The organism is Erythrobacter longus, assembly GCF_000715015.1.
Lineage (GTDB): Bacteria > Pseudomonadota > Alphaproteobacteria > Sphingomonadales > Sphingomonadaceae > Erythrobacter > Erythrobacter longus.
Map to the genome: position 1 here is coordinate 177,307 of NZ_JMIW01000003.1, position 24,976 is coordinate 202,282.

The window sequence follows — 24,976 nt, forward strand, 5'->3', positions numbered from 1 at the left end:
TGAAGCGGCGCTACAAAAAGGCCATTTGCGCATCGCAACAGGGCGCGACTCTCCCGCGTCAGACCAGATTTCGAGGCCGATTTTGACCGATACAGCAGTCACATCTCCGATCCCTTCCCGAGATGCTTTTACCGAAAGCGGCGCTGTTTCGGTTGAGACGATCACCCACGTTCATCAGTGGAACGAGGAGCTGTTCACGCTGCGCATGACGCGTCCAGCTTCGTTCCGCTTCCGCTCGGGCGAATTTGTGATGATCGGCCTTCCCAAGGAAGACGGCAAGCCGCTGCTTCGCGCCTATTCGGTGGCCTCGCCGTCCTATGATGAGGAATTGGAATTCCTTTCAATCATCGTGCAGGACGGGCCGCTCACCTCGCGTCTTCAGCATATTAAGGTCGGCGATCCCGTCTACCTTGGAAAGAAACCGACCGGCACGCTTGTGACCGACGCGCTTTTGCCCGGCAAACGCCTGTTCATGCTATCAACCGGGACTGGCCTTGCGCCGTTTATGAGCCTTGTTCGCGACCCGGACGTCTATGAGATGTACGAGGAAGTCATCGTCGTGCATTCGGTGCGCCGCGTGGTCGATCTTGCCTACCGCGAACTTCTCGAAAGCAAGCTTGAAGGCGATCCGCTGCTCGAAGATGATCAGCGTGAGCGCATGATCTATGTCCCCACCGTGACGCGCGAAGATTTCCGTAACCAGGGCCGTATCCAGACATTGATCGAAGATGGCCGCCTGTTTGAACAATCCAAAGGCCCAAAGCGGTTCGATTCAGAAACCGACCGCGTCATGCTGTGCGGTTCGATGGCGATGATCAAGGACCACGCAGCCGATCTGGAAGCGCGCGGCTTTGAAGAGGGCGCAAACAACAAGCCGGGTTCATTCGTGATCGAACGCGCCTTTGTGGGGTAAGGTCAACAAACATCTTCGCCTTTAACCGTCATCCTGAACTCGTTTCAGGATAACCCTCAATGCAAGTGTGAAGCCGCTGTTATCCTGAAATGCGCTCACGGTGGCGGCGCTTGGTGAGACTTTTGCACTTTACTTAGGCTCCTTTCTTGGGTCAGTTGCTACTCGCAACTTGAAAAACACCAAGAGAGAGACCCCACCCCATGCTCGAAGTAGCAAACCGCACCGCTTACAACGAAGACCACGAGGCGTTCCGCGAAACGGTCCGCAAAGTGTTTGGCGAGCATATGGAGCCGCACCTCGACCAGCATGAGGCAGAGGGCATTGTCCCGCGCTCTGCGTGGAAGGCATTGGGCGAAGCGGGGATGCTGTGCCCCACGGTTTCGGAAGAAAACGGCGGGCTTGGCCTCGATTTCGGCTTCAACTGCGTGCTTGCCGAAGAGCTTGCCTATTTGGGCTCGTCTGCTGGATTTACGCTGCAAAACGACATCACGGTCAATTATTTTGAGCGGCTGGGAAGCCCGGAGCAGAAGGCCAAATACCTTCCCGGCATGATCTCGGGCGATATCATCACCGCCATTGCGATGACTGAACCTGGCGCAGGCTCCGACCTTCAGGGCATTCGTACGACGGCGGTTGAGGATGGCAATCACCTCGTGATCAATGGCTCCAAAACCTACATCACCAATGGCCAGAACGCTGATGTGGTGATTGTGGTCGCCAAGACTGACCCGACAGCAGGCGCTAAAGGCACTTCGCTGATCCTTGTGGACGCCGACACCCCCGGCTTTGCGCGCGGGCGCAACCTCGACAAGATCGGACAGCATTCCGCTGACACCTCAGAGCTGTTTTTCGAAGACGTGCGCGTGCCCAAGACTAACATTCTGGGCGGGGAAAATCGCGGCTTTATCCACCTGATGGAGGAGCTTCCGCAAGAGCGCCTCTCCATCGCGGTCTCAGCCATGGGCGGGGCTCAGCGCGCGTTTGACGAAGCGGTGAAGTTTACCAAGGAGCGCAAGGCCTTTGGCAAGACGGTGTTCGAGTTCCAGAACTCCAAATTCACCCTCGCGGACCTAGCGGCCAAGCTGCAAGTGGGCTGGGCGCACCTCGATTGGGCGATTGCGCGCCACCTTAAAGGTGAGCTCACCACGGGCGAAGCGTCCGCTGCAAAGCTTTGGCACACCGAAATGCAATGGGAGATGGTCGACGCCTGCCTGCAACTCCACGGCGGCGCTGGCTATATGAACGAATACCCCATTGCGCGTCTGTGGCGCGATGCCCGCGTCCAGCGCATCTACGGTGGCACGAGCGAGATCATGAAAGAAGTGGTCAGCCGCGAGATTTGATGTAGCGTTCGCGGGGGAGACAAACATGACCAATCCATTGGACTTCACTGGCAAGCGCGTCGTCATCATTGGCGGGTCAAGCGGCATCGGTAATGGCATGGCGCATGAGTTCCGCCGCGCCGGAGCCGACGTTCTCGTGACGGGTACTCGGCCAGATGAGGGCGACTATCTCGAAGCCGAGGACAGCGATTTTACCGGGCTCTCCTATGCGCAATTGAATGTGAGCGACCGCGATGCCGTCGGCGCGCTGGTGGAGACGCTCGGCGCGGTGGACGTTCTCATCCAATGCCAAGGCATCGTGCGATATGCACGCGGTGAGTTTGAGCGTGAGGGCTGGGACGCGGTCGTTGATGTGAACCTCAATTCGGTGATGGATGTGGCCCGCGCTTTCCACCCAAAACTCGCCGAGGCGGATGGCTCGATGATCGTTGTATCCTCGGTCGCGGGGTTCAAGGCGAATATCGGCAACCCTGCCTATTCCGCATCGAAGGCGGGCGCGGTGAGCCTTGTGAAAACGCTTGGCGCAGCTTGGGCAAGGGACGGTATCCGCGTGAACGGCATTGCGCCGGGGCTGGTGCCGACAAAGATTACTGCGGTCACGACCGAGCATCCCGAACGCCTCGAAGGGGCGCTGCGGTCCATCCCGCTAAAACGGTTGGGCACGCCCGAAGATATGGCTGGTGCAGCGATGTTCCTCGCCTCGCCACTATCGTCCTATATGACCGGGCAAACGCTGGTGGTGGATGGCGGCCTGACGCTTGCCTGATGGGAGAGCTTGATGGGGGAGCCTGGTCCAATTGGCTTTCCTACAGGCGGCCTTGCGTGGCAATCTTCACCAGCTTCGGCTTGGGGTAAGGTGGACGATAGGCACAGGGCAGAACGCAGATTTGAAAGTTGACACTTACTATCCGCAAAAGGCACAATTATCTATTTAAATCAGGTATTTACTCGCAATGGGAAGCTTTTTAAGACGGTAGCTTCGGTGTTCCACGAGGAGAAGAGAATATGAAATTTACCCGCCTCGGAAACTCTGGTCTGACCGTCTCGCGCCTTTGCCTGGGTTGCATGACGTACGGCGACAAAGCCGCCGGATGGCATGGCGATTGGCTGCTCGATGAAGACGAAAGCCGCCCCTTCTTTCGCCAGGCGTTGGAGGCCGGGATCAACTTCTTCGACACCGCCAATGGCTATGCGGGCGGCACATCGGAAGAGATTACTGGCAAGCTCCTGAATGAAATGGCCAGCCGTGATGAGATTGTGGTGGCGACCAAAGCATACATCCCATGGCGGCGCGCGCCCAATACGGGTCTGCTTTCGCGCAAGGCCTTGTTTCAGGCGATTGACGACAGCCTGACGCGCCTTGGCATGGATTATGTCGATCTGTTCCAGATCCACCGCTGGGACGATGCGACCCCGATTGAAGAAACAATGGAGGCGCTGCACGACATCGTAAAAGCGGGCAAGGCGCGCTATATTGGGGCGTCGTCGATGTACGCATGGCAGTTTGCAAAGGCGCAAGAGACAGCGCGCAGCAATGGGTGGACGCGGTTTATCTCCATGCAAAACCAACTCAATCTCCTCTACCGTGAGGAAGAGCGCGAGATGCTGCCGCTTTGCGCAGATCAAGGCGTTGGGGTCATCCCTTGGAGCCCGCTTGCAAGGGGGCGTTTGGCAAGGCCTATGGGTGAAACAACCGTGCGCAGCGAAACGGACGGCGTTGGCAAAGTGCTCTATAAAGATGATGATGCGGCAGACGGCGCAATCATCACAGCGCTTTCGCAAATGGCTGAGGCGCGCGGAGCCAAGATGGCGAGCCTTGGCCTTGCCTGGCACTTCACAAAACCGGGCGTGACCGCTCCCATTATCGGAGCAAGCAAGCCGCATCACATTGCCGATGCCGTGGCCGCACTGGACGTGGAATTGAGCGTTGAAGAGCTGGCCCAGTTGCAAGGGCCATATCGCCCCAAATGGCCTACCGGCCTTGGTATGCCTCTGGCACCGATGGATCAGGTGACATTACGACAATAAGAGGCGCAAACCGGCGCATTTCGTCATAAACGCGTCACAGAATTGCGTCACTCATCACTGTGAATTCTCAATGCAGTGGCGGGCAATTGCGAGCATGGAAGTCATCAATATTTTCCTGACAAGTGCGCTTGAGGCAGGGACTGAAGATTTTGTCCATAATGGGCACCGCTTTGTCTTTGATACGATTGGGCCAGACGGGCCCGAGCGTCTTGTTGATGGGCCCATCTGGGCTTTCGTCGATTGGGTCATGGATGATCTGGCGGGCCTTGAGATGTGTCGCCGATTGCGGGCTGATGAGCGCACCTCTCATGCCCATGTGACGATGGTTCTGGAAGAGGACGATGCCGAGGATCGCAGGCGCTCTCTAAAGGCTGGCGCGGATGATTACATGGTGGGCCCGCTTGACCGAACCAAAGTGCTGGACCGGGTGCTAGCCTTGCAATCAAGCAGCTGTGAGCCGCACGTGATCCGCAGCTTTGAACACGGCGCTTTGGTGATCGATATGGCGGCATTGCGGGCACGTTGGAATGGACAGGTGATCGAAGCGCGGCCCAACGAATTCCGCTTGCTACGCTATTTCGCGCAGAATGCCGGAGTGGTGATGAGCCGTGATGAGATCATTGCGGGCCTTGGCAAAGGGGCTACAGGTTCTTCTGGGCCGCCTCTGGATGAGCGCACGGTTGATGTCTGGGTGGGCCGCCTTCGCCGCGCGATAAAGGCTGCGGGTGGTGGCAATCCGCTGCGCACGGTACGTTCACGAGGCTATGTCCTGGACCTTAGCTAAAGCGGGCCGGCGCTTGCCCCGTTTCCTACTTGGCTTTGCCCCGCTACGAACACAGCACCTTAAAGAAAATGGCCGCTCCCTACACGCTTTTGCGTGAAGGAAACGGCCAGTTGTCGGCGGGAGAGGGTGCCGATTAGAAAGCTCTAGAATTCTGCCTTAATGCCAATCGAGAAGCTTGTTCCCACATCGAAAGTGTTGATTTCGAGGCGGCCCGTTTCGCTTTCCTGGAATTCGAAATTGTCGCGTCCAAAGATGTTGCGAACCTGCATCGACAACTCCACGCCTTCGCGCAGGAAACCAAGCTCTGTGCGAGCGACAAAGTCGACGGTAAAGCCGGGGTCTTCGACGACATCGGGAAGCGGGCCGCCGCGCAAGGTCACACGCTCGCTCGCGTAATTGACGAGGATGCTGGCCTGCTGGGTTTTCTCAGTGTCTTCGATCCCAACGGAGAAGTTTGCAATGTGATCCGATTGTCCAACCAATTGCGCGCCGTCGTCGAACAGCAGGCTTGCAAGCTGGTTAGGAGCACCAATGATGGGTGCCACATCATCCGGGCCAACTTGAATTTCCGATTGGGTGAACGTGTAGTTGAACTGGATCAGAACCTGCTTGGTTTCAAAGAAGCTTCCGCCAAGGTCGTACAGGTCAATGCCGTAAACAAAGTCGAATTCTGCGCCGTAAAGCTCTGCTGTTGGAGCGTTTGCAAAACCTGTGCGAACCACGCCTGACGCCGATTGGAGAGTGTTCTCAATCGGATTGTCGATCTTCTTGTAAAAGCCTGCAAGGCTGACCTTGTCGGGACCACCGAAGTAATATTCGGAGCGTGCTTCAAGGTTGAGAAGCTCGCTGTCGTTCAAAAGCGGGTTACCCACAAATTCGCGGTTGCTTTCCGGGTCGAAATACACCTGCTCGACAAGTTCACGAAACTGCGGGCGGGCAATCGTTTGGGATGCTGACAAACGCAATTGGAGATCGGGAATAGGCTCCCATGTCACCGTGCCGCTTGGCAGGAAATAGTCGTTGTTGAGGTTCGTGGACGTTGCCCCTGGAATCGGCGTGTTAAACACCGATTGGTCAAGCGCCACGACTTGGGCGGCTTCCTCATACCGAAGGCCCACTTCGATTGTGAGCGTGTCGGTAGGAACCCAGCGCGCAAGGCCGTAGCCAGCGTTGATCTCAAGCGCTGCATCAAACACCGGGAACGGTGTCGCCTCTGTCAATGTGACATTAAAACCGGCCAAGGTCGCGCCATTGATGATGTCACCGGGACGCCGAAGGCCAAGCGCTGGTACGACGCTGTCGTCGACCACGTCACCGGAAATGAAGGGGCGAAATTCACGGCTTTCCGAACGGCGCGTGGTATCCGAATAGGCATATCCGGCCGTCACTTCGAGATTGTCGAGAAGCTCGTAGGACAAATCGATGCTGCCAAACCAAAGTTCTTCGCGAAGATCATCGAAAGCAACGGTTGAAATGCCTGCATCCGAGAGCTGGTTGAAGTATGCTACGAATTGGTCACCGAACGGGTCGCCGGGAAGGTTCGTGCGGGTGTAGCTGAAGTTGGCGTTATACGGCGCCTCGCGGTCGGTGCGAGCATAGCCGCCGCGAACGTCCACGCTGAGGCGGTCAAACTCAAATTCACCCACAAGCTGGCTGTCGATCAACTGGCGTTCGAACCATGCGGTTTGCTGGTTCTGGAAATCAAAGCCGGTGACACCGGGGAAGATATCAAAGCCTTGGGAAAGGCGAGCGGTCTTCAGCGTGTCGCGGATGTAAAGATTGGTCCAGCGAACCGTGTTCTCACCAAAATCGAGGCCAAAGCTCAAGAGCCCGTTCACAAGGATGTTTTCATCGGTGATGAAAGTCTCTTGCTGCTGGAAGATCTCGGTAAGGTCACCGCTCCCACTCTGGCTCAGGACTGAGCGGTTGCGAAGGTTGTTCTTGATCCCGGCTGTTGCAATGATCCCGAGGAAAGTATCTTCGCCAAGGTCCACTGACAAACCGCCTGTGACCGAGCCTGAGAAGTTGGGGCGCTGATCATCGACGCGTTGCAAAGTGACAAGGTTGGTCGGGAAAAGCTGTCCGGCGATCCCCTCTGTCACTGAAAGCGGAACACCGCCGATGCGTTCCCCGCTGTCGAAGAAGGCTTGAAGGTTTGATGGTACTGCGCGGTTGCCATTGTCGAAACCGAAGGAGTCGAGATTGGACCCAAAATAGGTGAGCCCGTTCTGGAAGGTCGTCTCAGTATCCCCGCTTGCGCCAAAGCTGACTGTGAGGAAGTCTTCTGTGGGAACGGCCTTGGTCGTGAGGTTGATTACACCGCCGCCAAATTCGCCGGGATAGTTGGCAGAATAGGTCTTTTGGACCAGCGAAGACGCCACGACATTGGTCGGGAAAATATCAAGCGGAACAACGCGGCTAAGCGGTTCCGGGCTTGGCAGGGGAAGACCGTTGAGTAGCGCGAGCGAATAACGATCACCAAGACCGCGCACGAACACACGGCCATCGCCCACAACCGAAAGGCCGGTCACGCGGGTAAGCGCGCCAGCGATATCGCCTTCGCCGGTGCGGGCAATATCGGCTTCGGTAAGAACGTTCAAAACCTGTGTCGAAGAACGCGCTGGATCGCGGTTGCGACGACCAGTCACGATGATCCCGCCGCCGGGCACCGAAATTTCCGGTTCCTGTGCGTCGTCTTGATCGTCATTTTGTTGGGCGTCATCCTGATCTTCTTCGTCTGCGCCCGTATCCTGAACCATCTGGTCTTCATCATTGCCGGCATCGTCAGCCGTTTGCGCAAGAAGGACCGATGGAAAGGTGAGCGACGAAGTGAGAAGCAGCAACCCTGCGAGGCGCGTGCCGGTCGACATAATATTAGACCCCCTCATAAAATAGGTCTGAAAATTTCAATGAGCTCTCGTGGAACTCTGCAAAAGCGAAGAAGGGGACGCTCGCGAAACGCTGCGCCCCCTCAATTCAAAAGACGTGGTTTAGTAAACCGGGAGCGATGTGCAGGCGCCGGTCGCGCTGCCGAAGTCCTGGATGCTGGAGTTACAGGTCCAATCACCAAAGTCTGCAGCAAGGTCCGCTTGAACAGCGCCGATCACGCTGGCGGAGGTGAAGAACGAAGATCGTGCGGTTGCATCAAAAACAGTGACGCCGTTTTCAGTCGCACCGTTCACCAGATTGTTGGTGAGCGAGAGCGTGGCGGTGAGATTGTTGTTGGTCCCTGCGTTCACAACCGTTTGGACTTCAGCATCGCTGACACCCGAAGAACCGCGAACAGGGCGGTTCGCGCCGTCACAGATCAACGAATCGAAGCCTATGATCGCCGCCAAAGTGATCTGTTCATCAATCCGGATGCAGACGCTATCAGCCGTGTTCACGTCGATCACACCGTTTGTAAGGCCAAGAGCTGGACCACCACGGGCACGGATCGCTTGGCCAGAGGCCGAAGAACGCTGGACGAAAGTGAAGTTGTTAACCTGCAAAGTGCTCTGCGGGATCGCATTACCTGGTGTGCCATCAGCAAGGTCGTCTGGAGAATCGAACTCGATGATGCTGTCACCTGTGGTGCCGCGCTGAACGACAACGGCGTCTTCGATATTGGCCTGAGCGCCCGAATCGACGTCGATCGAGTCGTCTGACGCGCCAATGACAGCAAGCTGGCTCATGTTGACCGAGCCACCGAAGAACTCAACGCCATCATCCGAACTGTTGAATGACATGACGTGGTTAAATGTGGTGCCGCTGCCCACGCCGCCGGTGGTGAGGCACTGAAGCTCATTGCCCTGAGTAAGTTCAAAGCCGCAGAAGCGCATTTGAACATATTCGAAGGTACCAGACGAGTCTGCGTCATTACCGCCGCCAAAGAAGAAGGTTGCGGCCGAGCCTTCGAGGCGTTGCTGACAGGTCGGGTTGGCGTTTGGAACTGCGGCGGTGTTGAACACATTGTCCTGGCAGTCGGAAACAGGTGCGCGGCCAAGCATCACGATGCCACCCCACTGCGCCTGACTGTTGTCATTGTTGAGGCCAAGGACGTTGTCGCGGCTGGTGAAGACAATCGGCATTGTCGGCGTGCCACTCGCGTTGAGCGCATTGCCGCGGTTAACGATGAGCGCTGATGCTGCCTGCGCGAAGAAGATTGCGCCTGGCTCAACCGAAAGAGTGACCTTGGTGCCAGTGCTGCTGAAGCCTTCATCAACGCCGACCGTTACTGTGTCTTGGATTTGATAAAGGAGGCCCTCGATAAACGGCAGATTGTCGTTGGTGTCGAAGGTGCTCGGCAGGGTGCATACGCGATATTCACCAGTCGGACCGGTGATTGTTCCGCCATCAGTCAGGCCGCCGGTAGACGCGATTGTCGGGCAGCCTGCTGCAGGTGTTACGGTTCCGCCTGTGGATGGGGGTGTTGGCGTTGAAGTGGGCGTTGGTGAAGGATTGTTAATGATGATGTCGCCTGAAGTACCAGGCGAAACAATTTCATCAGCGCCGCAGCCTGCAAGTGCCACAATGCTGACGCCAAGAACGAGAGTACGTTGGATGTTTTTCACAGCAAGCTGTCCCCTAAAAAACCGAGAATCAAATCGCGAGAATTGGCTCGCGTGATGTCCGGCTAGGGTGTCGATGTGACAGAATTTATGCGGCGATCACGTTTGTGCGACAATTTTGTAATGCGACAAAAACATGACGAATGTGACATTCGTTCTGACGCTGTTTGTAACAAGAATGCAATATAAGGGATTGTCTAAGTCTCTGTAATTCAACAATTCAGCCGAATTACAATTGCGAAATTATGACAATGTTACAGATTTATTGCATTCTCGCCCGACGTCAGTCATTCTCTGACAAAGATTGAAGGAGACGAGAGATGACCTTGCTGCAACCGACCAAACTGCGTCTGGCTCTAATTGCCGCAATCGGCCTTGGTAGTGTGGTGCCTGTGGCCCCGGCTTTTGCGCAAAGCGATAACGTAGGTGGTGAGGGGCTTGCTTCGGCAGCTTTGGTCGATGGCAACGCCTCGACCGCGATTGAGCTTTTGCAGTCCGAGCTAAAAGAAGCCCCGCAGGATCCAGCGATTTTGATCAATCTTGGGATTGCCTATGCGCAAACCGGAAACGAAGCCGAAGCGCGCTCCCATTTCGAAGCCGCTTTGACATCGCGCCAAGTTATCGAGCTTGATACTGCCAATGGCCGCACGACCGATTCGCGCCGTCTTGCTCGTCAGGCAATATCCATGCTTGATCGCGGTGAGTTTCGTCCCTTGGCACGCCAAACAGACCAACTCACTCTGCGCCAATAGTTGGGGCGCCAATAGTTGGGGCGCCGGTAATCGGGGCGCCAGTAATCGGGCCTCCATTGGTAGGCTTTCCCGAAAGTCCGCGCGCATGCGTTGAGGCCCACAAATGACTGAGCTGGACACAGCTGGCCCGATGCGGTCCGCACGGCATGAAGAAAAAACCGGACCTTGGATCAAGGGGGCTTTGCGCCCCCTTTTTCGTGTGTAGCCGGTATCTGACGTAAAGGTGGCACCGCTTGCCGGGTGGCCCTTTATGGCTATGCTGTCACCTGCTTGTCATTTAGGTTAGACAAGAGAGCTGTATCGGGAGGAACCGGAATGATTTTCATTCGTGCGAGGGGAACAGTGACCGCTGCCATTTTGGCAATGTTTGCAAGCACTTCGCTTGTGAGCCCAGCGAAGGCTGACGTTTTGGAGATCACTCCTGACGGCGCGCGCTGGGTTGCTGGTGGTCCTTTGCAGACCGTGGTTCAACCGGCAGGCGTCGTGACTGCTGATGCAAGCGGAGTGGTCGTCCCAGACCGTATTATCGCCAATCCGCAAGCCCATGCCGCCGGTATCCCGATGCAATATGCAGCCAAGATTGCTGAACTTTCAGAGCGGTTTGACCTTAGTCCTGCGCTTCTCGAAGCGGTGGTATGGCAAGAAAGCCGTTGGCGTGAAGGGGCCGTGTCGCCTGCAGGCGCGCGCGGTCTTGCGCAATTGATGCCGGGAACGGCGCGGGACCTCGGCGTGGACCCCGATGATCCGATGCAAAACCTTGAAGGCGGCGCGCGATATCTGCGTGAGCAGCTCGACCGCTTCGATGGTGATCTGGAAAAGGCGCTTGCTGCCTATAATGCGGGCCCTGGGCGGGTGGAGCGTGCAGGCGGTGTTCCCAATATTCGCGAGACAAAGCATTATGTTGCGGCCATTTTGGGCCGTCTTGCCAATCATTCGCGGCCTGCAATGCAGGGCGCTCCCATGCAGCTTCGGGCAATGGTGCCTGCGCAAAGGTAGATGGATTTCGGTGTTTGGCGGCATTCGCGCCTTCAAGACTAAAGGGATATGAGAACTGTAATGACTTCGCTTCTTCAACTGCCTGTCCGTTTGAAGGCCCGCTTGATGGCTTTTCTGGCGCTTTTCCTGACGCCAAGCGCGGCAATGGCCCAGCAGGCGACCAACCAAGGCGGCGACCCGATCACCTCTGCGCTTTTGTGGATGCAGAGCATTCTTCTCGGTCCCATCGCAACTGCGCTTGCTGTGATGGCTGTGGCAGGTGTTGGTTTCATGATGCTGACCGGCCGCATGAACTGGCGGTATGGTATGACTGTGATCATCGGCGTATTCATCATCTTTGGAGCGCCGCGTTTGGTGGCAACCATTGCTGGCGGAGCGGGGGTTTAAAGCGGTGAGCGATCTCATCCGTCACCCCGTGCACCGGACCCTTACCCGGCCGCAGATGTTTGCGGGCGTCACCATGGTGTTCTTCATCATCAACATGATGGTCTCGATGATTACCTATCTCGTACTGTCCCACTTGATGACCAATATTTTCATGGTGTTGCTGTTCTTGCTCGTGCCGCTCACGATCCATGTGATCGGCTATTTTGCGTCGCTTCGCGAGCCACGTATCTTTGACCTTTGGATCACCAAGGTGTCGAAATGCCCGCGTGTCCCCAATTTCCGGCGGTGGAGCTGTAACAGCTACGCGCCTTGATGAATTTTGAGTTTGAGGCCTTTTAAGGAGGGCCTGTAAGTATGGTGAAATGGATCGGACCCGCGAGCTGGAGCGCTAAAGAAGCGCTTGCTGGTGATCGCCTGCCGTATGAACGGCTGGTCGATGAAAGCACCGTTCTATTGCGCGATGGATCTGTGATGAGCGTGATCCAAGTGCCGGGGCTCTTGTTTGAGACAGAGGATTCAGACGCGCTGAACTCTCATGCGGCGACCCGCGAAGTGGTGCTGCGCTCAACCCTTGATGCGCGCTTTGTCCTTTATCACCATGTGATCCGCAGACGGGTTGAGGTGGAGCTTGATGCAGAGTTTCCTGATCCGCTCTCGCGCCATATTGATGCGCGTTGGAAAGAGCGGCTCGCGGGTGGATCGCTGTTTATCAATGACCAATTCGTGACCCTTATCCGTCGCCCTGCGCGGGGAAAAACTGGCCTGCCCGAGAGGATTTCCAAATTCTTCTCCCGCACCACACAAGAACAGCTTGAGGCCGATCCTAAAGACATTCGCAGCCTTAAAGCAGCCGTGACGGGGCTAACCGCAGCGCTCTCGGCCTATGGGGCCAGCGTTCTGGGCGAATACAATTCCCCCGCTGGCGGTACGAATTCGGAGATGCTGGAGCTGCTTTCTGCGCTTTACAATGGCGAGATGCGTCCTGTGCGCCGGCCTTCGGGCGATACGGACATTGGCCACATGATCCCCTATCGCCGGGCCAGCTTTGGGCTTGATGCGATGGAGTTGAGGGGAGCGGGTCAGCCTGATTTTGCTGCGATCCTCGGCCTCAAGGAATATCCTGAGGCGACCTCGCCGGGACTGCTCGATCCTCTTTTGCGGCTGCCGTTCGAGATGATCGTGACCGAGAGTTATGCGCCCAATGAACGCACCACTGCGCGCGAGCGAATTGATCTGGCTCTTCGCCGGTCGCGTTCGGTTGACGAAGAGGCTGCGGCTGAACGGGCCGACATGATGGCTGCGCGCGATGCTCTGGGCAATGGCGCGGTGGGCTTTGGCGATCACCATCTCACGGTGCTTGTGCGCGAACGCTCGCTTGACCGGCTCGATGATGCTTGCGCCTCTGCAGCGGCGGCATTGGCAGATACGGGCGCGATTGCGGTGCGCGAAGACACCAATCTGGAGCCCAGTTTCTGGGCGCAATTCCCCGGCAATGAAGATTATGTGGTGCGCCGTGCGCTTATCTCAAGCGCCAATATGGCGAGCTTCGGAAGCTTCCATGGCTTTGCCTTGGGACAGGCCAGCGGTAACCATTGGGGCGATGCGGTAACGCTGTTGGAGACGACGAGCGCGACCCCGTTCTTCTTCAACTTCCACAATGGCGATTTGGGAAATTTCAGCGTCATCGGTCCATCCGGCTCGGGTAAAACAGTGGTGATGAATTTCTTGGCGGCCCAAGCGCAAAAGTTCAAACCGCGCACCATCCTGTTCGATAAGGACCGGGGCGCAGAGCTGTTTATTCGCGGGATCGGCGGGCGGTATGACCGGATCAATCCGGGTGAGCCAACAGGGTTTAACCCGCTCTCGTTGCCCGATACCCCTGCGAACAAAGCGTTCCTTCGCGATTGGCTTGGCGTGCTTCTGAATGCCGATGGGCCAGAGGAATTTGCGACGATCAGCGCGGCGGTCGATGCGACCTATGCCAATGATCCATCATTGCGCCGTCTGCGGCATTTCAAGGAATTGCTGGCGGGGGCCCGACGTCCTCAGCCGGGTGATCTGGCCGACCGGTTGAGCGCGTGGATTGGCTCCACCAGCGGAGATGGCGGCGAACACGCCTGGTTGTTCGATAATCAGGTTGATGCGCTTGACCTTGACCAACGTGTCCTTGGCTTTGACATGACGCAGCTGCTCGACAATCCGCGCCTGCGCACGCCGACGATGATGTATCTCTTCCACCGCATTGATGAGCGGTTGGACGGTGAGCCCACCATGATCCTGATCGACGAGGGCTGGAAGGCGCTCGATGATGAGGTGTTCGCAGCGCGCATTCGCGATTGGCTGAAGACACTGCGGAAACGCAACGCTCTGGTCGGGTTTGCAACGCAAAGCGCCAAGGACGCCTTGGAAAGCCGTATTTCAACCGCTCTGGTTGAACAGACCGCGACCATGGTCTTCATGCCCAACAGCCGCGCGCGGCCCGAGGATTATTGCGACGGCTTTGGCCTGACTGAGCATGAGTTGGCCCTGATCCGCTCGCTTCCGGCTCATTCGCGCTGTTTCCTTGTACGCCAGCCCGATGCGTCGGTCGTGGTGCGGTTGGACCTGTCGGGGGCTCCGGAAGTCCTCACAATCCTGTCCGGGCGCGAGGCTTCTGTGCGCAGGCTCGATCTTTTGCGAGAGGCTGTGGGTGATGCCCCAAGCGCATGGTATCCAGCGCTCACCAATCGCGATTGGCCAGATGGCAGCGCGCAAGTGAACGAAGACGGCTCGCCCGTCTGGCAGGCGGCCGAATGACAACCGCTTGCGATCTTGTCGCTGGGGAAATGGGCTCGGGCGTTGCCGGGGCTTTGACCGCGGTTGATTGCATCGCAAGCGAGGTAAGCAAGCAGGCATTTGAGCGCCTGTTTGGCGCCGATGGTCAATTTGGCACTGCGCTTATGGTGCTGCTGACGTTTTATATCGCCTTTTTCGGCATTTCTTTGCTGCTGGGCCGGTCGAACCTGTCAGTGCGCGCGCTGATCCCAAAGATGGTGACGGTCGGGCTTGTGCTGACTTTTGCGACCAGCTTTGCCGCTTTCTCGACGATCTTTTACACATTCTTTGTCGCGTCGCCTGACCTTTTGGCGGGCGTGCTCACCGATAGTGAAGGCTCTGCCACCGCCACTTTCGCGATGAAGCTCGATATTGTGTTCCTTGCGATCCAGGAGGCGAGCACGGGGATCGAGGATATCAGCGCATTCTCACCCCCCGGCATGATGTGGATCGGGGCGATGTTGCTTTTGATCGGGACCGTTGGCCTTCTGGTGACGGCGCGCATTGGCTTGGCGCTGTTGCTCGCGGTTGGTCCGATTTTCGTGGTGCTTGCGCTGTTCAATGGCACACGCGGGCTGTTTGTGGGCTGGCTCAAAGGCATGGTCATGCTCGCGCTTGCGCCGCTGTTTGCGGTTGTTGGGGGGTCAATCATGCTTGAGATGGCGGTGCCTATCCTCTCCGCTCTTGTCTCCACTCCTGGCCAGATCGATCAACAAGCCGCAATGGCGTTTTTCCTCGTGGGCTTCGTCCACTGCGTGCTGATGCTGATGGTGCTTTATGTCGGGTCCAAGATGGTAAGCGGGTGGGAAGTCTTTGGCTTTGCAAAGCCGGATGTGGCAACTGAACCCAATGCCGACGCCTATCGCACGACACCGGTCGCGCCGCTTGCAAGCTCGCTAGGCCGCGCGGTTCAAGTGACACCGGCGGCAACCATGACCAATCCTCAGCGGCGCATCAACGTGGCGATGGCAAACGCTGTTGCCGCCAATGATGGTGGCGGCCAAGCCGGCTCTACCACGGTGCGCGAGACCAAGGTTTACGCCACCAGCTCTGGAAATGCACAGAGCGGGCCGACAACCGCTGCTGCTTCGCGTACAAGGGGCATTGGCAACCGTTTCCGCTCGGCACCTTCTGCGCCCGCGCTAAAAAATACGGAGACTTCGCAATGAACCCGTCAGGGACCCGGGCAAAGCCATTTGGGCTTTTTCTTTTAGCTGGATCGCTGGCGCTTGCTGCGCCTGCATACGCGCAAGACCCCGCTCCCGGCGCGCCTGCCGATCCGCGCCTTGTGACGCAGGTTTTTGACGAGGCGCAGGTTTACACCATCAATGGCCGCGTAAAGGTTCAAACGACGATCAAATTTGCGCCCGACGAAGCGATCCAGAACGTTGCAATTGGCGACAGCAGCGCGTGGCAGGTCCAGCCCAATCAGGCGCAGACTTTGCTTTTCGTGAAACCATTGGCGACATCGGCGCGCACAAATATGACCGTGGTGACAAGCCGCCGGACCTATCTGTTCGACCTTGTAGCATCCCCTCGCAATGCGCCGCTTTATGTGATGCAATTCCGCTATCCCGAGCTTGAACGCGCGGCTGAAGAAGCGGCAATCGCCGCCGCGGCCCAAGCAGAGCGAGAGGCGGCAAATGAGGTGGAACTGGCCGCAGCCCGTGATCCTTATGCGGTGGTGGACCCCGCGCGACTGAATTTCGATTGGGCGCCAGCCGGGGAGCGCAATCTGTTCCCGGCGCGCGCTTATGATGATGGGGAGGCATTGTTCCTCACATGGCCCGCAGGCACCGCGATTCCAGCCATCCTCACAACTAATGAGGAGGGCGATGAAGGCCCTGTCAATTTCACCGTTCGCGGGGAGACTGTGGTGGTCGATACCGTGCCGACTCAGATCATCCTGCGGTCAGGCAAAGAAACGGCAACACTCACCAACCTTGGGCCCAATCTATCGCGAAGTGCGAGCGCTGACGACAGCCGTTCGCGCGGTTCATAAGAGAGAGAGAAGACGATATGCGACTTGCGATGCGACTTCCATCCAAATCCGGCGGCAATGGCGCAGCGAATACCGACCCGCGTGAAGAGACGAGCGCAGAGGTTATCGACCTTGCCAGCCGCACTGGCTTTTCCCCCGTGGCACAGCGCAAGACCAAGACCGAAGGGTTGGGGCTGGCAGCCGGTGTTGCCATCGTCGCGCTATTGGGGGTGACCACATTTTGGGCGATGAATGCGGCGCAATTGCCGGAACCCGAGACGGTAGGAGCCGCTGCTCCCGCGCCGGTGCCGGCCGCTGTCCCGCCTGCTGGACCAGTGGAAGTGGCAGCGCCAGTCTCTCCGGTTGTGGCCCCGGTTGATCCCGCTCCATCGCCCGTCCTTGCGAACAGGCCGGCAGTTGGGCCAGCGGTCAATCCTTACGCCTCGCCTTCGCTCGTCTTCGATGCCAGCGCCGCTGCGCGTCAGGCCGCCAATGCCACCGATGCAATCGCTGCGCCCGCCACAGGCGCTGCTGTGAACGAAAGCAATGGCGCGGGCGGTGCGGCCGCAGCCTTTGCCAGCCGTATAGGCGGGGTAGGGGGCGCGCCTGCTCAAGCACGGGCCATGACCAATCCGTCCACGACGGTCACCGAAGGCACCATGATCCCTGCGATCCTTGAAACGGCGATCAACACCGATGTGCCAGGATATGTCCGCGCCGTTGTTAGCCAGGACGTGCGCAGTTTTGACGGGACAAAGGTGCTCGTCCCGCGTTCATCGCGTCTCATCGGACAATATCAATCCGGCGTGCAGCAGGGGCAAAAGCGCGCCTATGTCATCTGGACAAGGCTGATCCGCCCCGATGGCGCTTCGGTAAACATCGCCTCGCCTGCGGTCGCGTTCAACGGGACCACCGGGCTTGAAGGGGACGTGGATAACCACTTCTTCCGCCGCTTTGGTTCAGCCATGTTATTATCAGTGGTCGGGGGGCTTGGTGCGTTCGCATCGGGCGGAGGATCGGTGATATTGGGCGGAGCAGGGCAGAGCGCAGCCTCTGTCGCAGCGCAGCAGGATGGGGCGATCAGCCCAACGATCCGCGTGCGCATGGGTGAACCGATCCGCGTCTTTACCGCGCGTGACCTGGACTTTTCGACGGTCAGTGGATGAGCGCGGATATCCACCCATTGAATGCCGCACCCGAAGCTGAGCCGGTCGCGACCACGGACGCACCTATTTCCGGTGAGCGCAGCGTCTATCTTGAGGCGTATCTTGCCCCGTTTCAACGCTGGCTTGAACAAGACACTGTGACCGAAATCATGGTCAATCAGCCCGGCGAGGTTTGGGTTGAGGATGCGCGCGATCCTGGCATGAAGAAGGTCGTCATCCCTGAAATCGATGACCGTCTCATTCAGCGGCTTGCGGAGCAAGTCGCGCGGGTCAGCCACCAGGGTATTAACCGCGAACACCCGCTTTTGGGTGCGACGTTGCCCGATGGCGCGCGCATTCAGTTTTGTGGGCCGCCTGCAAGCCGCAAGCATTGGGTGATGGCTATTCGCCGCCACCGCAGGCTTGATTTGCCATTGGATGCGTATGACGCGGGGCCTCTCGCGGGCGAGCAAGCGGTCACCATGCCCGATCCCAGCCGGGAGCCGATCGCTTACCTGCGCACGGCCATTCAAAACCGCCGAACGATCCTGATTTCGGGCGGGACAAGCACGGGCAAGACCACATTCCTTAACGCGATGATGGGAGAAATCCCCCGCGAAGAGCGCGTAGTCATGGTCGAGGATACGCCTGAACTCAAATTCCCGGGCGAAAACTCGGTCGGTCTTGTCGCGGTCAAAGGTGAACTTGGCGAGGCCAAGGTGACGCCTAATGAGCTGTTGCAGGCTGCGCTTCGCCTTCGCCCGGACCGCATCGTATTGGGCGAACTTCGCGGCGCAGAAAGCGTCTCGTTTCTTCGGGCGATCAACACTGGCCACCCAGGCAGTTTTTCCACGATCCACGCCAACTCCCTGCGGGGCGCGCTTGAGCAATTGTCGCTTATGGTGATGCAAACCGGCATTGGGCTGACCCGTCAGGACACGATTGAATATGCCGCAAGCGTCATTGACGTGATCGTTCAACTTGGGCGTGATGGAGCAGGCAAACGCGGGATTACGGCGATTGCGGACAGCAAATCGCTCCTTTGAAATGCGCCCGGCAATCTCCATTTGGAAAGCCGTTGGCAGGTAGACAGGTACGCACATAGGCAGGCAGGTTCCAGATGAGCAGCCCGAACATCGTTGAGACAGCAAATGGCGAACAAAGCGCGCAGCCCGCTGTCTCGGCCGCGTCCCCGCCATCTGTGCCCCAGCCTTTCTCCGTCCCGGAAAGCGATCGTTACTTCAATCGCGAGCTTTCATGGTTGGCCTTTAACGAACGCGTACTCGCCGAAGCGTTCAATCAACGTTATCCGCTGCTTGAGCGTTTGCGCTTTCTCTCCATATCGGGGAGCAATCTGGACGAGTTTATGATGATCCGTGTGGCGGGCCTTGTGGGGCAAGCCCAACGCGGAATTGACAAGCCCGCGATCGATGGCCGCTCGCCCACTCAGCAATTGACCGCGATCAGGGAGAAGCTCGCCTCTATTTCTTCGCGGCAGCAAGACATTTGGCTCGATCTCAATACCGCTCTTGCAGAGGCCGGTATCCATATCGCAGATGAGAAACGGGTGGAACCGGCGGCTCATGCGTGGCTTGAGGCGTTCTTTCGGGATGAAATTCTGCCGATCATAACGCCGCAAGCGCTCGATCCTGCGCATCCGTTCCCTTTCGTTCACAACGAAGGGATGGGGCTGCTGTTTACGCTCACGCGCGAGGCAGATCGCGAACAGATTATCGAGATGATCCTCATCCCCTCAGCGCTCCCTCGCTTCGTGCGTGTGCCCGGCGATATCGCTGGGGCAGGGGAGGCCGTTTACATCTCTATCGCCAGCCTCATCCAGCGCTATGCAAGGAAGCTCTTCCCCGGATTTACTATCGAGGGCGATGGCCTGTTCCGGGTCCTGCGCGACAGCGATATTGAAATCGAGGAAGAGGCAGAGGACCTTGTACGCACCTTCCGCAGCGCCATCCAGCGCCGTCGGCGAGGCCAGGTGATCCAGCTCGAGATTGAAGAGGACTTTGACCCCAAGGCCGAAGAAATCCTGCTTGAACAATTGGGCGTGCACGAAGCCGCGGTCATCAAGACCGATGGCATGATTGGTATCGATGGCCTTGCGGAAATCGTTGAAGAAGACCGTCCGGATTTGAAATTCGATGCCTATTCGCCGCGCTATCCAGAGCGCGTGAGAGAGCACGACGGAGACGTCTTTTCCGCCATTCGCGAGAAAGATATGATCGTCCACCACCCGTATGAAAGCTTTGAGGTGGTAGTCGATTTTATCCGTCAGGCTGCGGTCGATCCCGATGTTGTGGCGATCAAACAGACGCTTTATCGCGCAGGCTCCCAGTCGGCAGTGATCAATGCTCTGATCGAAGCGGCTGAAAACGGTAAATCTGTGACAGCTGTGGTTGAGCTTAAGGCTCGCTTTGATGAGGAGCAGAACCTCAAGTGGGCGACCAAGCTGGAACGCGCCGGTGTGCAGGTGATCTATGGTTTTACCGATTGGAAAACCCACGCGAAGATATCCATGGTGGTGCGGCGCGAGGACAAGGGATTTCGCACCTATTGCCACTTTGGCACTGGCAATTATCACCCTGTCACCGCCAAGATTTACACTGATATGAGCTTCTTTACCGCGGATCCCAAATTGGGCCGGGATGCTGCGAAGATGATGAATTTCGTAACCGGCTATGTTGAACCAGCAGGCCTTGAGCGCATCGCTCTTGCCCCGCTTAACCTGCGTGAAAGAATCCTTGAAAGGATCGATGCCGAAATCGCGAACGCGCAAGAAGGCAAGCCTGCGGCGATTTGGTTCAAGTGCAATCAGATCACCGACAAGGGCATGATCGACCGTCTCTATGCGGCGAGCGATGCCGGGGTTAGCGTGGAATTGGTGGTGCGTGGTATTTGCTGTCTCAAGCCGGGCGTGCCGGGCCTTTCTGAAAACATCCGGGTCAAATCGATCATCGGCCGCTTTTTGGAGCACAGCCGCATTTATGCCTTTGCCAACGGTAAGCCGATGCCCAGCCCCGGCGCCTTGGTCTATATCGCTTCTGCAGATCTCATGGAACGCAACCTTGATCGCCGGGTGGAAACGCTGATCCCGATCCTTAACCGCACGGTGCATGATCAGGTTCTGCAACAGGTCTTGCTCGCCAATATGCTCGATGTGGAGCAAAGCTGGTGGCTTCATTCAGATGGCAGTTATGCACGGGTCGATCAGGCCCCTGAAGGTGACAGCAAGCCCTTTAACTGCCACAGATATTTTATGACTAACCCTTCCCTTTCAGGTCGCGGCGGCGCGTTAGAAGCGGGCGGGGTGCCCAAACTTTCGTTACGCAAAGGGCGCGCTGGGTGAGCTCGGCGAAGCGCCGGGCTGGTCGCGACGGCACGTTCTCGGGAAATACGCCGGGCCGTGCAATCATTGATATCGGCTCCAACACAGTTCGCCTGATGATCTATGGCGGCTCCATGCGTGCGCCCACCGTGCTGCTTAACGAAAAGGTGACGGCCAAGCTTGGGCGAGACATCGCAAGCGAAGGTGTGCTTGCAGACGAAGCGATCGACCTTTCGATGCGCGGGCTCAAACGGTTCGCGCTGCTTTTGGAAGACTTGAAAGTTGAGCACGTCGACACGGTCGCCACTGCTGCTGTGCGCGAGGCCAGCAATGGCAAGAAATTCATACGCCAGCTGAAAAAGCTTGGGTTTGATCCACGGATTGTCTCTGGCGAAGAAGAGGCCTGTTTGAGCGCCAATGGCATCATCGGCGCATTTCCCGGCGCGCGCGGTACAGTTGCCGATTTGGGCGGGGGAAGCCTTGAGCTTGTTCGGATTGGCGACGAGGGCGTGCGCGATCCGGTCTCCTTGCCGCTTGGCACTTTGCGCTTGCCCGATTATCGCGGGAACTCGCGCAGTGATATGCGAAACGCGCTTGAAAAAGCTCTCAAGAAAGGCGCGCCTGATATCGTCAAGGGTGAACCTCTTTACCTTGTCGGCGGCACGCTTCGCACCATGGCCGTTTATGTCATGCAAGAGGAAGGCCACCCGCTCTCTGACCCGCATGGCTTTGAGCTTGATCCCAAGCAGGCCAAGCGCTTTTTGGGCAAGGCGCTTGCCAATGAGACGATGGAAAGCCTCAAGATGCGCGAGCGGATTTCGACGATGCGTGCAGAAAAGCTGCCTGACGCGTCCGTCTTGGCAGAGGCGATGCTTTCGCGGTTTGAGCCTAGCCGGATCATCTTTTCCTCCTGGGGAATTCGCGAAGGCCTGCTCTACTCCTCGCTGCCCGAGCACACGCAGGCGCGCGACCCGCTGCTGGCCGGCATTTCGGTTTTCGCAGCACAGCGCGGCGCGCCTACGATTTTGGCGACGCGTATCGCCGGGTGGACGGTGGATGCTGCGCCCTCGCGTGTTCTTGGCAGCAAGAGCCATGGCAGCGAGAGGCTTCGCATGGCTGCAACCATGCTGGCGCTTGCATCGATGCAGATCGAACCCAATATCCGCGTGCCCCACGCCATCGACTGGGCTTTGCACAAACGCTGGATCGCGCTTGACAGCAAGGAGCGCGCCATGCTCGCAGCGGCCATTGCTGCCAACGGCAATGTGCTCGAATTGCCCAGCGAAGTGACCGCTTTGGCAAGCGAGGAAGCGCTTGAAGAAGCGGTGTGTTGGGGCCTTGCTGTGCGGCTGGCACGGCGGCTTGGCGCAGGATCGCGAAGATCGCTGCAGGAAAGCCGGTTGAGCGTTCAGGACGGCACGCTCACCATGCGATTGGCGCAGAGCCAGGCGGCGCTGTTTGGCTTCTCGACCGAGAAGGACATCAAGCTGCTCGCCGGGCGGCTTGGCCTTGATTGGATCGTCGAAGTCGTCGCCGATGACGAAATTCGTAAAGCCAAGAGCCGTTAAGCCTTCTTGGTTGAGAAAGGTGAGAAATCGGTGTCTGTGTCGAACAGATCAACGCCTTCAGCCTTCTTCAGCTTGCCCACCACGAAATAGGTTACCGGCGTCAAAGCAGCTTCCCAAAAGACCTTCAACAGCCAATTGGTGATCATCACCGTGACGACCAATTCGGTGCTCCAGATCCCGTAGAACGCAAGCGGGTAAAAGATCAGGCTGTCGACACCCTGACCCACAACGGTCGACCCAATCGTGCGGGTCCAAAGCGCCTTGCCTTTGGTCCAGACCTTCATATTGGCCATCACATAGGAATTGACGAATTCGCCCGCCCAAAAGGCGATGATGGAGGCGGCCACAATGCGCCATGCATTGCCAAAGACCGAGACATAGGTTTCCTGACAAATCTGGCCCAAGGGCACATCACCGCCGCCGCGCGCGGTCAATGGGCCTTGCCCGTCAAAGCCGCTCGCCGCGCACCGCCAGTCATCAAACGGGGGCAGGGCCACCACGACATAGCTCATAAACGCCAGGAACAGCATCGCGGCAAACCCGGTCCAGATGACCCGGCGCGCTCGTGCAAAGCCGTAAATTTCGGTCAGGACGTCGCCGATCACATAGCCCAGTGGGAAGAACAGGATCCCCGCGCCATAGACAAATACGCCATCGGACGCAGGCCACAACCCATCGGGCCAAAACGGCACTTCGACAAAGGTCGTCTTCGCAGCGCCAATGATGTTCGACAGCAAGAGGATCGCCACAAAGGCCGCCATGACAAAGTCATAGTATTTGAACGTCACCGGCGCGTGGCTGGTCGCCTGTATCCCGTCATAAGGATCGGTGTCGAATGCAGCGCCCCTGTCTAGGCTTTGATCCGAAGAGGTTTGGTCTTTTTCCATTGCTCAGCCGTTAGCGCGATTTGAAACTGACGCAAAGCACGCTATGGGGCGCCCTATTGGCACAAACGATGCGCGCCCTTAGCTCAGTTGGATAGAGCACGGGATTTCTAATCCTGAGGCCGCAGGTTCGAATCCTGCAGGGCGCGCCACCTCTTTTTTCCTTGCTGCAATTTCCTCCCCCTGAAATGCGTTCAGGGTTCGGAGCATCTGCGGGCGGGCGGTCGCCCTTGCGAACTCTTGCGAGTTCGAAACTGGGCGTTCCTTGCGTGCCAAGCCCCTTAAAGCCACAACCCTTTCTATTCCCGCGATTAAACGCAAGTTTTGACACACTTGACACACTGTTCAAGGCAAGAAATCGGTTCGATTGAAAACGCGGGTTTTGATCGGGAAAAGCGATTAAACCTGGGCGAGGACAAGCAAGCATTCTCATGCGTTAGCAAGCGCTCTTGCAGTAGGAAATGGCGAGTAAGGCCCAGCACCTCTGATTTGCGGGTAAGGCCCACACTTCCCCCCGAAGTGTGGGCCAGGCGCCGGAAGGGTGCACCCCCTTCCGCTCGGGTCGCCTTCTTTTGCCCCCGCGTATGCTCCCCCCGCTATGCGTGACGGCGTTTGCATGACGTCGTAAGCATGGGGGTGATTTAGGCAGGGTCGTTCTTTGGGTATGTGATGAGCATCACTATTCAGCCTAAAATTTTTAAGCCAAGGTGCTTGATACTTTCGAAATCCGCCTCTCAGGGGTAACGCTTGAGAGTGCGGATTTGGTTGTGGTGCTTGGGGGAAACGCAAATATGGATACGGCCAAAACCATCATTGATACGCTCGCACCCGACAGCCTCCTGCGCGCGCTTTCGCCTGAGCAGTTGGAGCGCTTGCTTGCCAAATCGACCCGCCGCTCGTTGAAGAAAGGCGATGTCCTTATCAACCAGGGCGATGAGGATGGCGATTTTGCGGTCTATCTTTTATCGGGCGCGCTCAAGATCAGTTTTGTGAGCGCAGGCGGTCGCGAGATTATTCTGAACTACAGCGCGCCTAACGAACTCGTCGGCGAAATTGCTCTTCTGGACAGCGGCCCGCGCACAGCATCGGTCACAGCGGTTGTCCCGTCCGAGGCGTTGTTATTGCCAACCAGCACGTTTCTGGAAACCGTCTCGACCAGCCCCGCCTCGGTTGTGGGGGTCATGCGCGAACTTGCCCGGCGGGTGCGGCAATTGAACCTTGTGGTGGAAAGCGACCGGACGTTCTCCATGGGACCACGGCTTGCGCGCGCGCTGGTGCGCCTTGTCGATCAAAACCGCGATGATGGACAGCTTATCTACAACCCAAGTCAGAACGATCTGGGAGCTTTTGCAGGGTTGGCGCGCGAAAATGTCAGCCGCCTGCTGTCCGAATGGGAAAGCCAGGGGATCATCGCACGCGAGGGTCGCGCATTGCTGGTTCGCGATGCGGAGTATCTCGAACTGCTCGCCGAATTTGGCGACGATATTTGATCCC

Annotated in this window: 20 protein-coding genes and 1 tRNA gene; 18 read left to right on the forward strand and 3 right to left on the reverse strand. The window is 57.7% G+C overall.

From position 1 onward, the window contains the following. The first annotated feature begins 82 nt into the window (after positions 1 to 82). From EH31_RS08055 to EH31_RS08075, 5 genes are all read left to right on the forward strand, one after another. A complete protein-coding gene (locus EH31_RS08055) occupies positions 83 to 913 on the forward strand; it encodes a ferredoxin--NADP reductase (protein ID WP_081853336.1) in 831 nt (276 codons plus the stop codon). A 200-nt stretch (positions 914 to 1,113) separates the two neighbouring features. Continuing rightward, the gene (locus EH31_RS08060; protein WP_034959651.1) at positions 1,114 to 2,256 is read left to right on the forward strand and encodes an acyl-CoA dehydrogenase family protein; all 1,143 of its coding nucleotides are present in this window, start codon (positions 1,114 to 1,116) and stop codon (positions 2,254 to 2,256) included. Positions 2,257 to 2,281: 25 nt separating this feature from the next. Then, a complete protein-coding gene (locus EH31_RS08065; protein ID WP_034959653.1) occupies positions 2,282 to 3,022 on the forward strand; it encodes an SDR family NAD(P)-dependent oxidoreductase in 741 nt (246 codons plus the stop codon). Positions 3,023 to 3,261: 239 nt separating this feature from the next. After that, positions 3,262 to 4,284, forward strand: coding sequence for an aldo/keto reductase (locus EH31_RS08070; protein WP_034959655.1), 1,023 nt, complete (start codon positions 3,262 to 3,264; stop codon positions 4,282 to 4,284). 94 nt (positions 4,285 to 4,378) lie between these two features. Continuing rightward, positions 4,379 to 5,068: a response regulator transcription factor gene (locus tag EH31_RS08075; RefSeq protein ID WP_034960072.1), complete on the forward strand. Its 690-nt coding sequence runs from the start codon at positions 4,379 to 4,381 to the stop codon at positions 5,066 to 5,068. Between the two features lie 143 nt (positions 5,069 to 5,211). Here EH31_RS08075 and EH31_RS08080 read toward each other — a convergent pair whose 3' ends face one another. After that, a complete protein-coding gene (locus EH31_RS08080) occupies positions 5,212 to 7,938 on the reverse strand; it encodes a TonB-dependent receptor domain-containing protein (RefSeq protein ID WP_034959656.1) in 2,727 nt (908 codons plus the stop codon). 120 nt (positions 7,939 to 8,058) lie between these two features. Beyond that, entirely contained in the window at positions 8,059 to 9,621 is a 1,563-nt protein-coding gene (locus EH31_RS08085) for a hypothetical protein (RefSeq protein WP_034959657.1), read from the reverse strand. A gap of 317 nt (positions 9,622 to 9,938) precedes the next feature. Between EH31_RS08085 and EH31_RS16865 the strand changes: the two genes are divergently transcribed. The 11 genes from EH31_RS16865 (at position 9,939) to EH31_RS08140 (ending at position 22,598) form a co-directional block, all read left to right on the forward strand. Further along, complete coding sequence (locus tag EH31_RS16865; protein WP_051699072.1) at positions 9,939 to 10,370, forward strand: tetratricopeptide repeat protein; 432 nt, start codon at positions 9,939 to 9,941, stop codon at positions 10,368 to 10,370. A 315-nt stretch (positions 10,371 to 10,685) separates the two neighbouring features. Continuing rightward, positions 10,686 to 11,366, forward strand: coding sequence for a lytic transglycosylase domain-containing protein (locus EH31_RS08095; protein ID WP_081853300.1), 681 nt, complete (start codon positions 10,686 to 10,688; stop codon positions 11,364 to 11,366). 60 nt (positions 11,367 to 11,426) lie between these two features. Beyond that, entirely contained in the window at positions 11,427 to 11,753 is a 327-nt protein-coding gene (locus tag EH31_RS08100; RefSeq protein WP_152553510.1) for a TrbC/VirB2 family type IV secretion system protein, read from the forward strand. Between the two features lie 4 nt (positions 11,754 to 11,757). Next, entirely contained in the window at positions 11,758 to 12,066 is a 309-nt protein-coding gene (locus EH31_RS08105; RefSeq protein ID WP_034960076.1) for a VirB3 family type IV secretion system protein, read from the forward strand. A 41-nt stretch (positions 12,067 to 12,107) separates the two neighbouring features. Further along, positions 12,108 to 14,549: a VirB4 family type IV secretion/conjugal transfer ATPase gene (locus EH31_RS08110; protein ID WP_034959658.1), complete on the forward strand. Its 2,442-nt coding sequence runs from the start codon at positions 12,108 to 12,110 to the stop codon at positions 14,547 to 14,549. Further along, positions 14,546 to 15,736 carry a TrbL/VirB6 family protein gene (locus EH31_RS08115; protein ID WP_034959659.1) on the forward strand — a complete coding sequence of 397 codons (1,191 nt, stop codon included), beginning with the start codon at positions 14,546 to 14,548 and terminating at the stop codon, positions 15,734 to 15,736. The genes EH31_RS08110 and EH31_RS08115 overlap by 4 nt, the downstream gene beginning before the upstream one ends. After that, the gene (locus EH31_RS08120) at positions 15,733 to 16,569 is read left to right on the forward strand and encodes a TrbG/VirB9 family P-type conjugative transfer protein (RefSeq protein ID WP_081853302.1); all 837 of its coding nucleotides are present in this window, start codon (positions 15,733 to 15,735) and stop codon (positions 16,567 to 16,569) included. Before EH31_RS08115 ends, EH31_RS08120 begins: the two co-directional genes overlap by 4 nt. Positions 16,570 to 16,586: 17 nt before the next feature. Next, a complete protein-coding gene (locus EH31_RS08125; protein ID WP_241765868.1) occupies positions 16,587 to 17,714 on the forward strand; it encodes a TrbI/VirB10 family protein in 1,128 nt (375 codons plus the stop codon). Continuing rightward, positions 17,711 to 18,739: a P-type DNA transfer ATPase VirB11 gene (gene virB11 / locus EH31_RS08130; RefSeq protein ID WP_034959661.1), complete on the forward strand. Its 1,029-nt coding sequence runs from the start codon at positions 17,711 to 17,713 to the stop codon at positions 18,737 to 18,739. Before EH31_RS08125 ends, virB11 begins: the two co-directional genes overlap by 4 nt. Positions 18,740 to 18,813: 74 nt before the next feature. Then, positions 18,814 to 21,051 carry an RNA degradosome polyphosphate kinase gene (locus EH31_RS08135; protein ID WP_081853303.1) on the forward strand — a complete coding sequence of 746 codons (2,238 nt, stop codon included), beginning with the start codon at positions 18,814 to 18,816 and terminating at the stop codon, positions 21,049 to 21,051. Further along, positions 21,048 to 22,598, forward strand: coding sequence for a Ppx/GppA family phosphatase (locus EH31_RS08140; protein ID WP_034959662.1), 1,551 nt, complete (start codon positions 21,048 to 21,050; stop codon positions 22,596 to 22,598). Before EH31_RS08135 ends, EH31_RS08140 begins: the two co-directional genes overlap by 4 nt. On the opposite strand, the gene EH31_RS08145 is transcribed toward EH31_RS08140, so the two are convergent. Continuing rightward, the gene (locus EH31_RS08145) at positions 22,595 to 23,485 is read right to left on the reverse strand and encodes a queuosine precursor transporter (protein WP_081853304.1); all 891 of its coding nucleotides are present in this window, start codon (positions 23,483 to 23,485) and stop codon (positions 22,595 to 22,597) included. The genes EH31_RS08140 and EH31_RS08145 overlap by 4 nt on opposite strands. A 72-nt stretch (positions 23,486 to 23,557) precedes the next feature. Here EH31_RS08145 and EH31_RS08150 point away from each other — a divergent pair. Then, positions 23,558 to 23,634 (forward strand) — tRNA-Arg (locus EH31_RS08150). 639 nt (positions 23,635 to 24,273) lie between these two features. Next, positions 24,274 to 24,972: a Crp/Fnr family transcriptional regulator gene (locus tag EH31_RS08155; protein ID WP_034960080.1), complete on the forward strand. Its 699-nt coding sequence runs from the start codon at positions 24,274 to 24,276 to the stop codon at positions 24,970 to 24,972. Positions 24,973 to 24,976: the final 4 nt, after the last annotated feature.